Source organism: Pseudomonas sp. GM79 (genome assembly GCF_000282495.1).
Lineage (GTDB): Bacteria > Pseudomonadota > Gammaproteobacteria > Pseudomonadales > Pseudomonadaceae > Aquipseudomonas.
Map to the genome: position 1 here is coordinate 1 of NZ_AKJE01000027.1, position 13,630 is coordinate 13,630.

The following is a 13,630-nucleotide window of genomic DNA, read 5'->3' on the forward strand; positions in this document are numbered from 1 at the left end:
CCAGCAAGATTGCCAGCGCCAGCTGTGCGGCGACACCAAGTCCCGAACTTGAGTATTTGAAGCTCTTGTGGATTTCTTCCACCCGACGCCAGTCGACATCGCCTCGCTGTTCGGCCTCTTTCAACCAGGCCAGTTTAGGATCAGCCGCTACCATGGAGTCGATGGTCTGGCTAACGCTCTTCTGATCGATTTGCTTGATATCGATCTTGAGACCGTTCACCGCCTTGATCACCAACGCGCCATTGGCCACCAACTCACTTTGACGCAATGTTTCATCAGTATTGCCTTTGCCCTTCATCGAGTTCCAGGCAGCATTGCTGTTGCTCTTGGTGTGGCTCTCGTCATGCAGGTCCTTGACTGCTTCAAACGTGATGGAACCACCACTGTCCAGCGTGATGTCTTTTCCGCTCTCAAGCTTGGCCACCTGATAGCGCTGATCCCCGCCGCTGACCAGCGTCAAGTTGCCGCCTGCGGCGATTTCACTGCCGATGTTTTTCACATCGGTGACTTCATCGCGTTTGGTTTTCTTCGCGCCGAAGGAGCCCTTTTTCTTCATGTCGTACAGCGAATAGTCTCTGTCTTGCGCCGCAAGAATATCGAGGTTGTCACCCGCCACCAGGTACGCCTCGTCGCCTGCGGTAATGCGACTGGAGATCACGGCGAGATTCTCACCGGCACTCAACTTCACGTTACCGCCGGCGGTGACACCCGACATAACCTGGCTGACGTGGTCTTCCTGTCTGGTGAGCTTTTTGCTCTTGGACAGGGAGTGCTCTTCATCCGCCGCCGAGCTAATGGTCATGTTGTCGGTTGCCGTCATGGCGATGTTGCGCTTGGCGTCGATCTCGCTGGCGATGACGTTGATATCACGCTTGGCATCGGCCGACAGGTCACGTCCTGCGCTGATCTGGGCGCCCAGTTGAGTGATGTCGCTGCTGTTGTGTCTGCTGTCCTTGAACACGCTGTTGGTGACCTGTGTCGAGGACACATTGAGGTCTCGCCCTGCATTCAGGCTCATGTCCCGACCACTCTGCATGACACCACCGACAATGTTGATGTCTTGACCCGCCTTCACGGTGAGGTCGTTGGCGGCCTCGATGCGAGCAGCGTTGTCGGCGTAATCGTGATGCTGGGTGCCAAAGCGGGTAGAGCTGTCCGACGATGTGATGGTCCGTTCGTTGAGCACATCACCTCTGGTCGCCGTCACACTCACATCACGACCCGCAAGAATCCCGCCCGACTTGTTGATAACGTCATTCCCCGCCAACACATCCAGACGATTACCCGCCTGAATCAACCCGCTGTTGACCAAGTCCTTGCCCGCCGTCGCCGACAGGTTATTGGTGGCGCGCAGCGTGCCGACGTTGTCGAGGTTCTGACCGGCGATCAGCGTTACGTCGTTGCCCGCAATCAGCGCACCGGTAGGGCCGAGACGGCCTTCGGCTTGTGCCAGATACAGCACCGGCACCAGCACTTTTTCGCCGTTCACTTCGTGCTCTTCGAGCCAGACGATGTCGTGGGTCAGTGCCGCGACTTGTTGCGAGGTGAGGCTGACACCCACCGACAGATTGAGGGCGTCCTTGCTGGCGATGGCGTTGTTCATCAGGTACTTGAACAGGCCTTCGTCGGTGGTCTGGCCGTTAATGTAGCGTTGGCCGGTGCGAGCGACGACTGCTTGCTGGATCAGGCGCTGTTCGTAGAGACCGTCACCCAGTCGTTTGGCGCTGGTGTCCGGGTCGTAGCCGAGGTTGCTCAGCAGGTAGTCCGAACTCATGAACTGCTTGAGGTTGGTGAGTACCGGGTTGGTTTCGATCAGGTATTTGTGGCCGTTGGCCGGCGCTTTCACGTCCGGCAGGCCGGTGACACGAGTCACGGGACGAATGCCGATCGTGGACTTGGTATCGTTGCCCAGTCCGCCTCTGCGCGGACCGGCCGACTTCACGGAAACGTCGAGTGTGCTAGCGCCGCTCGCAGTCGCCGTCGATGTGTGGCTAACCGGGTCTATGGCGGGATCACTGCTGGTGAGGATCGCCGGGGTGTTTACCAGCAAACTGCGCGGACCACCGCTGACAGCGGCGACCGCGTGTCCTTGCGTGACGACGTTTTCACTGCCCACAGTCCAACCCGGCGGCTGCAGCGTGCCCGCATCCGGCGCCAGATCACTCGTGTCCTGAGTGCTCAGACGAAACAGGCCGTTCTCCCCGGTGGGAAGGCTAAAGCCCGGTAATGTCAGCGGGTTGACTTGTTGCTGGGCGAGATCGGGCGGCAGTTGACTATTGAGCCTTATGACAGTGGTGCCGGCACCGCTTGCCTTGGTATCCGCGACTTTATTGGTGCCGCCGGTGGAACCGTAGTCCTGGTGGATGACACTGTTCTGCAGATCCTGGGTAGCCGTGATTGAAACGTTGCCGCCCGCCTGGATAACGGCATTGCGCCCGGCGGTGACGCTTCCACCATCACGCGCCGTTTCAATGTCACTGACCAGGGTGTAGTTCTGCAGGCCGGTCGGCAGTTCCACCAGGTTGTTGCGGTCGTATTGGGATTGCGGGCTGGTATCGCCGTAGGAATAACCCGAGAGGGTATTGGTCACCACCTTATTCGTCACGGTGTCCTTGACCACGACTACTTCGATCCTGCCACCCTCCCGGCCACCCTCCGGGCGGGAGCTAGACGAAGCAGTACCTAAACTAAAACCTCCAGAACCGTCGATGTAGTAGAGGTTCGGGAAATCCGGGTTGTTACGCTGGTTGTATGCCACCACCTGCGGCATGAAGCGATTGACCGTTCCGTCGGTGACCCGGCCGGACCGATAGGTACGTGTGCGCTCGATGCTGCCGCTGACCGTACCAATGTTCTTCAGGTTGTTGGCATTGATGGTGATGTTGCCGGTCGCACTGACAGTGCTTTTGCTATTGAGGAAATTGCCACCGTTGAAGACGAAGTCACCGCCTGCGGTCAACAAGGCGGATGCCGTGGTGTCGCTGTCCTGTCCGCCTTCGAAGACTTCCCGGGCGATGTAATTGACGTCGTAGTGGTCGCCACTGCAATCGCCGCACTGAACGGCCAGGAAACCGGAAACCAGAGTACGCGTCAGGGCAAAGTTCTGCGTACCGTCGTCCCCCGAAGTACGGTTGGTGAAGGACCCGGCGTTGAGTGTGAACTTGCCACCACTCTCCATAGAGCCGGAGATGTTCGACACTTGGTTGGCCTGGGCTGCTGCGCCGTATCCTTTGACGACGACATCACGCAGACCGTACAGGTCGCCATTCTGGTTGGTGAAGTTGCCAACGCCCAATGTCATGTTGGCGCCGCTGAAAATCAGCCCGCGATCATTGAGCAGCGACGGAGTATTGAGGTTGAGGTTTTGAGCGGCCCCCAGCGTTCCGTAGTTGGCTAGGCTGCCAGCTTCGACGGTCAGATCGGTGTTGGAAGTCAGGCGCCCGGCGTTGGTCAGCTGTCCGCCGATCTTGACTATGGAATCACCACCACCAGCAATGCTTGAGGCAGCACTAAGGCTCAACTGCGCCGCGGTCAGGGAAAGAGCGCCAACGCTCGACATCCGCCCGTTGCCGCTGTAACTGCCGCCCAACTGCATATCCACCACGCCATCACTGGCGATCAGGCCATCGTTGGTCCAGTTACCACCACGAGCTTGCAGGTAGTCAGAGGCCAGCAGCTTGCCACTGGCGGTCTGACTGAAATTACCGACGTTGACGTTCAAACGCCCGGCCTGGATGACGCTGGAGTTGGTCCAGGTATCGGCATTCAGATCCAGGGTGCCGGCGGTGGTGATGCCGCCTCCGGCGCCAATGACGTTGGCGGTGGAGATATCAAATCGGCCACGACCAACGTGATTGAGTTGGCCACCGGCATTCAGAAAGCTGCCAACTGCCAAGGTCAGATCGGTGTTGGCGGTCTCGAGTACGCCATTACGGTTATCCAGCAGGCCGCCGATCTGGAAGCTGGTCTTACCGGTAGTGCCCAGAGAGCGGAGCCGGCCAGTCTGGTTATCGACACTGGCAGCTTTTACCGTCAGCGTGGTGTCGCTTTCAACGATACCGGCACGGTTGCCTAGGGCGCCGCTGAGGCTGAGGTCGATGCGGTTACCGGCAATCTGACCGTTACCGTTGTCCAGACTGGTGCCGATCACGCCGGCCAGGCCCTTGGCATAGAACACGCCGTTGCGGTTGTCGAACGCGGCGGTGGTAATGCTTGCGTCGGTGGCTTGCGCCGAAATCCGCCCGCCGTTGTTGTCCAGGCCGGCCAGTGCCGACAGCGTCAGGCCCTGGGCTTGAATGATCCCGCCCTGGCGGTTGTTGTTAAGGTCGTAGCCGTTGCGCAACACGCCGACGGCTCGCGCTTCGAGGGCACCTTTGATACTCGACAGCACCCCACCGCGGTTGTCGATGTTGGCGGCTTTGACCATCACCAAGCCGTTCTCGGCAATAACTTTGCCGCTCTGGTTATCGAGGTCGCCGCTGATGTCGAGGGTCAGGCCGTTCTTGGTCTGAATCGTACCTTTGCCGTTGGCCAGGCTGGCGGCTTGCAAGTTCAGGCCGGCGTTCTGGCTGTAGATCAAACCGTTGACGTCGTTGCGTACCGCGCCGCTGGCGGTGATCTGCAAGGCGTCCTTGGCTGCGAGGGTGCCGTTGTTGCTGTTGTCCAGCGAACCGGTCAAGAGGGTCAGGGTGCTTTGACTGGCGAGTTGGCCGTTCTGGTTGGCGAGGTCGGTAACGCCCTTGATCAGCACCGGTCCGGCGCCGACCAGTTTGCCGCTGGTGTTGGTCAATGCACCGAGCAGATCCAGCGTCACCGCGCCATTACCGGCGATGCTCCCGCCCGTATTGTCCAGGCCGGTGGCCGTGGCATTGATTGCCTTTTGCGCGTTGATCGTACCGCCCGCGTTGGTCAACGCGCCGGCGGTGATGTCCAGTGCGGCGCCGCTGTCGATCAGGCCGCCCTGGTTGTTGTTGAGGGACTCACCCAGGGTCAGGGTCTGCCCTGCCGCACTGCTGAGGATGCCTTTGTTACTGTTATCCAGACTCTTTGATTTGACGCTCAGGCTGCCCTGGCTGACCAGTGCTCCGGCATTGCTGTTGAGCAAGGCGCCCTTGAGGTCCACGGCAACATCACCGTTGCTGCTCGAGAGTGTGCCGCTGTCGCGGTTATCGAGGCTATCGCCGTTGACGGTCAGGCCCTGCCAGCCGGAAATCAGCCCCTTCTGGTTGATCAGACTGGTGCCGTTGACCGTCAGTAGCTGGCTGCTGATCAGCTTGCCGGCGCTGTTATCCAGGGCACGGGTAATCACATCGAAACCGAGGTTGCTGGAGATTTCGCCGTTCCGGTTGTTGAGATCACGCAGGTGCTTGAGGGTCAGTGGTCCCTTGGCCGTGAGCAGGCCGTTGCGATTGTCCAAGTCGCCATTGGCCAATTCCACGGTGACGGCTTTGTCGCCGAGCAGGCGGCCGCCGTCCTGGGTCAGGGACGTCAGGGTCAGGTCGATGTCGCCCTTGGCCGAGACTTCGCCGTCGTTGCTAGAGTCCAGGTTGGTGGCGGTCAGGGTCAGTTTGCCCTGGCTGTTGATCAACCCGCTATCGCGGTTGTTCAGCGCCATGGCATCGAGGATGACAGCGCTGACGCCAAGCACCGTGCCGCTCTGGTTATTGAATTCGGCGCTACCGATTTTGAGTAGCTGAGCTGCGTTGATCAGGCCCTTGGCATCGTTGCGCAACACACCGTCGACGGTCAGTTCCAGATCACCGCGACTAGTCAGGCTGCCGCCGCTGTTGTTCAGGCTGGCGGCGTGCACGTCGAGGGACGCAGCGCCGATCAGGCCTTTGACGTTGTCCAGCGCGTTGGCGATGCGCAGGGTCAGGCCTTGATTACTCAGCAATTTGCCGTTGCTGTTGTCCAGGTTTTGAGAGGTCAGCGTGAAGGCTTCGGCGCTGGATATTTCACCGCCCTGGTTGTTGACGCCCTTGAGTTGTTTGAGCAGCAAGGCACCGGGAGCATTGATCAGGCCGTTCTGGTTATTCAGTTGGCCGTTGTTCAGGTCCAGGGTGAGGCTGCTGTTGCTGAACAACTTGCCACCCTGCTGATCCAGCCCGGTGACCGAAGCGGTCAAGGCGCCCTGACTGCCGATACGGCCGTCGTCCTGGTTGGTAACCTGGCCCGCTATGAGGTTCAGGGTACTGGCGCTGTTGAGTCGGCCGCCCTGGCTGTTATCGAACGCGCCGGTGGTGACCTTCACCGCGCCTTTGCCGCTGATGCTGCCTTGCTGACGGTTGTCGAGACTGGCGCTGATGAGCGTGAGCGCGCCATCGGTAACCAGTTCACCGCCCTGGTTGCTGACGCTGTCATCACTGGTGAGCATTAGATCGGCCGCGCTGGAAAGACTGCCCTGGGTATTGGTCAACTGCGTGGTTTTGACGGTCAATGCACCTTCGCTGCTGACCTGGCCCAGGCTGTTGTCCAAGGCGCCGGTCAGGTTCAAGTGCATGTTCTGCACGCTGAGCAGGTTGCCGCCGCTGTTATCCAGCGAACGTCCTTGCAGGTTCAACTGGGTCGTGGCGCTGAGCAAGCCTTTGTTGCGGTTGAGCAACTGGTCCACCGTGAGGGTCAGCGCCTGACCGGTGAAAACCTGGCCGCCGTCGCTGTTGTCGAGTTTTGTACCGGTGACCGACAAATCGGCGTTGGTGCTGACTTCACCGCCACGGTTATCGAGGTCATCGACCGTCAGGGTCATGGCTTTGGTGGAACCCAGCAGACCTTTTTCGCGGTTGTCGAGGGTGTCGGCGGTCAGCTTGAGCACACCGGTGGTGATCAATTTGCCTTTCTGGTTATTCAGGGTCTTGACCTGAACGGTGGCGTCGGCCTTGCCGGCAATGTCGCCGCCAAAGTTGTCGAGGGTGTCGGCGGTGAGCAACAGTTCACCGTCAGCGATGACCGCACCTTTCTGGTTATCCAGCGTGTGGTCAGTGGTCAGCTTCAGCCGGTCGTGACTGCTGATCAAGCCTTCAGTATTGTTGAGACTGTCGCTGTGGCTATCGAGGGATGCTGCGGAAATCACACCCTTGAGGTTGTTCAAGGCTTGGGCGATGCGCAGAGTCAGCCCCTGATCGCTCAGTAACTTGCCATTGCTGTTGTCCAGGCTCTGAGCGGTCAGTGTGAAGGCTTGAGCGCTGGAGACTTCACCGTTCTGGTTGTTGACGTCCTTGAGGTTTTTCAACATCAGCAACGGCGCATTGATCAGACCGCTCTGGTTGTTCAGTTGGCCGTTGTTCAGGTCCAGGCTCAGGCTGGTTTGGCTGAACAGCTCACCGCCCTGTTGGTTGAGCCCTGTGACCGAGGCGGTCAACGCTTGCTGGCTGGCAATTCGTCCTGTTGCGTTGTTGACCTGCTTGGCGGTGAGGTCCAGGGTGGCGCCGCTGGTGAGGCGACCGCCCTGACTGTTATCAACGTTGCCAGTGATGACGTGGGTGGCGTCTTTACCGGATATCAGGCCTTTCTGGCTGTTATCCAGGCTGACGCTGTCGAGGGTCAAGGTGTTGTCGGTGCTGATCGAGCCGCCCAGATTGAGCAAGCCGCCACGACTGGTCACGGACAACGCACCGGCACTGCCCAGGCTACCGGCACTGTTGTCGAAGCTGCCCGCATCGAGGGTCAACGTTCCTTCGCTGCTGATTAGCCCCTGACCATTCAGCAAGGCATCGTCGAGGGTAATCACCAACCCCTTGAGGCTGTCGAAGGTGCCGCTGGTGTTATCCAGAGTGGTACCGGTCAGCGTCGTCGCGCCCTTGGCGACGATCAGCCCCTTGTTCTGGTTGATCAGTTTGGCAACGACCATTTGCAGATCAATAGCGGCCAGAATTTTCCCGCCGTCACTGTTGTCCAGGCGCTGACCTTTGATGTTCAGCAACAAGCTGCTGGAGAGCTCACCTGCACGGTTGTCGATGTCGTCGACTTTAAGCGTCAGCGCTTTGGTGGTGCCGATCAGACCGCCATTGCGGTTATCGAGGGTCGCACCGGTCAGACTCAGATTGCCTTGGGCGACCAATGCTCCGCCTTGTTGTTGCAGCAGGCCAATGGTGGCGGTGAGGTCACTTTGGCTGGAGATCCGCCCCGCCGCGTTTTGCACTTCATCGGCGTTGAGGGTGACCGGGCCGATTGCACTGAGCAAGCCGCCACTGTTGTCCAGGCGAGTACCGTCATAGGCGATACCGGACTTGCCACTGATCAAGCCTTTGTCACGGTTATCCAGTTGGCCAACTTGCAGCTTCAACTGTTTGTCGGCCTGGATCACCCCGCCGCGATTGTCGGCAGAATTGCCGGTTATGGTCAGCGTGTCTTGACCGCTAACGTTGCCACCACGGTTGTCGAGGCTGCCTGTGCGCACATCGATGATGCCCTTGGCACTGATTTCACCGGTGTTCTGGTTATCCAGCAAACCGGTGATGCGCGCGGTGAGGCTGCCGTCACTGACCACACCGCCGCCGTCGCGGTTGTCGAGGCTGGCGGCTTTGAGATCCACGCTCTTGCCCGAACCCAATACACCATCGCGGTTATCCAGAGCGCCGCTGAGGTCGATGTTCAAACCCAGGTCACCCAGGACCTGACCGCTGCGGTTGTTCAGTGTGGTTGCAGTGATGTTGGCGGTTTGCCCGGCGCTCAGCGTGCCATTCTGGTTGCCCAGGGTCTGGCTGGTATTGACCGTCAGGTTGCGGCTGGCCACCACACTCTTGCCGGTGTTGTTGAGGTTCTGCGCGCTCAGGCTCACATCACCGCTGGCGTTGCGGCTGGTGTCGGCGTTGACCCCGGCCTCGATGACGCCGTTGTTGGTCAGAACACCGCCGGCGCTCAGTGTAATGCTGTCGCGGGCCGCAAAGGTTTGCTGGTTGGTCAGGTTGCCTTGGGTTTGCACGTTCAGCGCCGTACCGGCATAGACCGGGCCGCGCGCATCGATGCTGGCGGCTTTGACGTTGACTGCGCCGTTCGTGGAGGAGGTGTCGACCAGGCTCAAGTGGCCGTTGGCATCGAGCTGGATGTCGCCACCGCTGGCGATCAGTTTGCCATCGAGTTTCACCCCGACCCCGGCCTCGGTGCCCACCAGTTTGATCGCCCCGGCGTACATGCCACCCAACGCCGAAGAGTCGATGGCCAGTTGCGGTTTGGCGCTGCCGTCATCGGCACGGGCGGTGGCGTTGAGGCTGTCGGCGTTGACGTCGTTGCGGCCGGCGACGATGGTCAGGTTCCTGGCCTGAATCTCGGCGTTGATCTTGGCGCTGCGGGTGATGATTTCGAAGCGGTCGACGTTGTTGGCGTTGAGCCCGGCACCATCAATGGCAACGCTGCCCTGATCGACCTGAAAACGATCGAGACGACCGTTGTCCAGCACCGGTTTGCCGGTAGTCAACGTGACTCGTGGGGTATTGATGAAGCCGCAGCCGTTGCAGCTGATGCCGTAGGGGTTCGCCACAATGACCCGCGCCGACTGCCCCGCCACTTCGGTGTAACCGCGCAACTGGCTGGGGCTGCCGCCGACCACTTCGTTGAGGATGGTTTGCGCCGCGACCCGGTTGGTCAGGTTGGGGTTGCCGACGATGATCCCGCCCAGTTGCGTCGCGCCGGTCTGGTTGGCGACGTTGTTGAGGATCACGCCCTGGGTGCCGACGTTGTAATCGTGAAACTGGTTATGCGACAGGCCCGTGCCATTGGGCGTGGCGATGTTGACGATCGGCACCCCGTTGCCCGCCTGCCCAAGGCTGGTACCCGGCGAAGCCACCACAATCCCGTCCGCCTGGGCCCACATCGGCTGCCAGAACATGACGTTGGCCAACAGGAACGCCAATCCGCGCTTGGGCATGCCCCAGAAGTGCTCACGGTTTTTGACCGCAGCAGAGGGCTGGCCAGCGAGGAAGGCGTAGTGGCGAACGTCCATGTCAAAAGGTCTCGTTTTGATCGGCAAGAATGGAATGAACAATTCACAGACACAGCCGTCCCGACACGGCAAATGCTGGGGGCGTTTGCAGAGCGAATACGTCAAAGGGGATAAATGCGCGCTTGGGTCAGAAGGTCCCAGGCGTGGCACAAACGACCATTGCATCAGCATGCGAATGGTCTATTCGGTCCCTCGAAACGGCGAAGTGATATCAATGTGATAGCACAATGTTAAGTTGCCATCATTCTGGCGTCAATAAGCCGTTCCAGGTGTTTTTTGGTGGACGCTCTAGCGCGCGGGTTTGAGTCCATTACCTGAACTTTCCGGGTGGAGAAACCCTCCACTCAATAACGCCGTGACATTGATAAATGAGGCCCCGCTCATGAAAACCATCCTGCTGAAACTGACCCTCGCCGCCAGCCTCGCCTGTGCCCTCCCCGTTTGGGCCTGCCCGCCCGACGAAGCCACCGCCAAGCGCGAACAACTGGCCAAGGAGATCGCCAAGATCACGGAGCAGAACCCGGCCAAGGCCAAGGAAATCAATGACGAGTTGAAGAAGATGGACCTGGAGACGGCCAGTAAGGATTTGCCGGACAAGTGCCAGTTGATTGATCAGCGTCTCAAGGAGTTGCAGTCGGCGGAGAAGAAAGCCGAGAGCTGAACGGCGAGATCAAAAGATCGCAGCCTTCGGCAGCTCCTACATGGGTTTTAGCGCGCAGCTGTAAGAGCTGCTGCGATTTTTTGACGTAAAAAAACCCGGACACTGTCCGGGTTTTTTATGGGAACGCTACAGCGCTTTATTCAGCCGCTGGCGCTTCCGGCTTGCGGCGTTTCAAAGGCGCCATGCCGTCCTTGCTGACCAGCGACAGGGCGTCGGTCTTCGGGCGGTTGGCGATCTTGCGCTTGGTCGGGGCCTTGGCGCCGGTTTTCTTCTTGTCGCCTTTGGCGTCGACCTTTTTCTTCTTCACGCCAACGGCTTTGCCCGAGGCCTTGACCTTTTTCGGTCCGCCGTAGGTGCCTTTGACTTCCTTGATGGTGCGGCGCTCGAAGCTCTGCTTGAGGTAGCGCTCGATGCTCGACATCAGGTTCCAGTCGCCATGGCAGATCAGCGAGATGGCCAGGCCATCGTTGCCGGCGCGACCGGTGCGACCGATGCGGTGAACGTATTCGTCGCCGCTGCGTGGCATGTCGAAGTTGATCACCAGATCCAGGCCTTCCACGTCGAGGCCACGGGCAGCGACGTCGGTGGCCACGAGGATCTTCACGCCGCCCTGCTTCAGACGGTCGATGGCCAGTTTGCGGTCTTTCTGGTCTTTGTCACCGTGCAGCACGAACGCTTTGTATTCCTGCGCCACCAGACGGCCGTAAATACGGTCGGCCATGGCCCGGGTGTTGGTGAACACGATGGCCTTCTGATAGGTCTCGTTGGCCAGCAGCCAGTTCACGATCTGTTCTTTGTGCTGATTGTGGTCGGCGGTGATGATCTGTTGACGAGTGGTGGCGTTCAGATCGCTGACGTTGTTCAGCTGCAAGTGTTCAGGGTTGTTCAGGACCTTGGCGACCATCTCGCGCAGGCCCGAACCGCCAGTGGTGGCGGAGAACAGCATGGTCTGCTGACGGTTGGTGCACTCTTCCACCAGACGCTGCACGTCTTCGGCAAAGCCCATGTCGAGCATGCGGTCGGCTTCGTCGAGCACCAGCACTTCGACTTCTTTGAGGTCGAGGTTGCCGGCGTTCAGTTGCTCGATCATCCGGCCCGGCGTACCGATCAGGATGTCCGGCACCTTGCGCAGCATCGCGGCCTGGACCTTGAAATCTTCACCGCCGGTGATCAGGCCGGACTTGATGAAGGTGAACTGAGCGAAGCGCTCGACTTCCTTGATGGTCTGCTGGGCCAGCTCGCGGGTCGGCAGCAGGATCAGGGTCTTGATGCTGACGCGGACTTTGGCCGGGCCGATCAAGCGGTTGAGGATCGGCAAAACGAATGCAGCGGTTTTGCCGCTACCGGTTTGCGCCGTCACCCGCAGGTCACGCCCTTGGAGCGCCAGCGGAATAGCCGCTGCTTGCACAGGCGTTGGCTCGACAAATTTAAGCTCGGCCACGGCTTTGAGCAGGCGTTCGTGCAGGGCGAATTGGGAAAACACGGGTGCTACCTCGAAGAAATACAAAAAAACAGCTGCATAGGGTAACGGTTTCGAGCGCGAAGGCCGAGTTTCTTTATACAAACGGCTGCAAACAGTGGTTTTTTTGTTGCCTGTTTTGCCTCAAAACGTCATCCGGAACGTCTTAAATGCTCTAATCGCCCCGTCGCGTCCTACAGAAGAACCGTTTTCACCCATGGATATCAAACAGCTCTGGCTCAACGCCCAAGACCTCTGGGGTGCTCTCGATCAGCACCCGCTCCTGCATTCCACGCTCGCGCTGATGTTGCTGCTGGTGGTGGCGCTGGTACTCGGACGAGTGGCGCGTTACCTCATTCTTCATGCGACCAAAATCCTCGGTCGCCAGCCGTCGCTGCACTGGATCACCGATTTTCGCCATAACAAAGTGTTTCATCGCCTCGCGCAGATGACGCCTTCGCTGGTGATCCAGTTCGGTCTGCACCTGGTGCCGGAGCTGAGCAAAACCGCCCTTAACTTCCTTGGCAATGTGGCGCTGTCGTTCACCATTCTGTTCCTGGTGCTGGCCGTCAGCGCATTGCTCAATGCCCTGCTGGACATTTATGCCCGCACCGAACACGCCCGCACCCGCTCGATCAAGGGCTACGTGCAACTGGCGAAAATGGTGTTGTTCGTGTTTGGCGCGATCATCATCGTCGCCACGCTGATCGACCGGTCGCCGCTGTTGCTGCTGTCGGGTCTGGGCGCCATGTCGGCGGTGATTCTGTTGGTCTACAAAGACACCCTGCTGTCGTTCGTCGCCAGCGTGCAACTGACCAGCAACGACATGCTGCGGGTCGGCGACTGGATCGAGATGCCACAAGTCGGTGCCGACGGTGACGTGGTGGACATCACCTTGCACACGGTCAAGGTGCAGAATTTCGACAAGACGATTGTGTCGATCCCGACCTGGCGCCTGATGTCCGAGTCGTTCAAGAACTGGCGCGGCATGCAGCAGTCCGGTGGCCGCCGGATCAAGCGCAGCCTGTTCATCGACGCCAGCGGCGTGCGGTTTATTCGCGATGACGAAGAGCTGAAGCTGTCCCAGGTGCATCTGCTGACCGACTACATCAACCGCAAACAGGCGGAACTCAAGGCCTGGAACGAAGCTCAGGGCAACGTCGCAGCGATGTCGGCCAACCGTCGACGGATGACCAACATCGGCACCTTTCGCGCCTATGCGCTGGCCTATCTGAAGAGTCACACGGAAATCCAGCCGAACATGACCTGCATGGTTCGCCAGATGCAGACCACCGCTCAGGGCATTCCGCTGGAAATCTACTGCTTCACCCGCACCACCGTGTGGGCCGATTACGAGCGGATTCAGGGGGATATTTTCGATTACCTGCTGGCGGTACTGCCGGAGTTTGGTTTGAGCCTTTATCAGCAGCCGAGCGGTGGGGATTTGCGGTCGGGGTTGCTCCCGGCGGTGTTGGGCGCGAGTCACATTCCCGAGCCGGAAAAACACATCATGTAGCACCACATATCCCTTTGTGGGAGCGGGCTTGCTCGCGAAGGCGGAGTGTCAGCCGAC

Annotated in this window: 3 protein-coding genes and 1 pseudogene; 2 read left to right on the plus strand and 2 right to left on the minus strand. The window is 59.5% G+C overall.

Features of this window, described 5'->3' with window-relative positions; all coding sequences use genetic code 11:
• Positions 1-9,700 (minus strand): annotated as a pseudogene (locus PMI36_RS22700) (two-partner secretion domain-containing protein); the annotation flags it as partial.
• A 619-nt stretch (positions 9,701-10,319) separates the two neighbouring features.
• Between PMI36_RS22700 and PMI36_RS22695 the strand changes: the two are divergent.
• Positions 10,320-10,598, plus strand: a complete 279-nt coding sequence (locus PMI36_RS22695; protein ID WP_008069088.1) for a hypothetical protein — start codon at positions 10,320-10,322, stop codon at positions 10,596-10,598.
• A gap of 136 nt (positions 10,599-10,734) precedes the next feature.
• Here PMI36_RS22695 and PMI36_RS22690 read toward each other — a convergent pair whose 3' ends face one another.
• Complete coding sequence (locus tag PMI36_RS22690) at positions 10,735-12,081, minus strand: DEAD/DEAH box helicase (RefSeq protein ID WP_008013572.1); 1,347 nt, start codon at positions 12,079-12,081, stop codon at positions 10,735-10,737.
• Positions 12,082-12,274: 193 nt separating this feature from the next.
• Between PMI36_RS22690 and PMI36_RS22685 the strand changes: the two genes are divergently transcribed.
• Positions 12,275-13,573 carry a mechanosensitive ion channel family protein gene (locus PMI36_RS22685; protein ID WP_008069090.1) on the plus strand — a complete coding sequence of 433 codons (1,299 nt, stop codon included), beginning with the start codon at positions 12,275-12,277 and terminating at the stop codon, positions 13,571-13,573.
• Positions 13,574-13,630 lie beyond the last annotated feature (57 nt).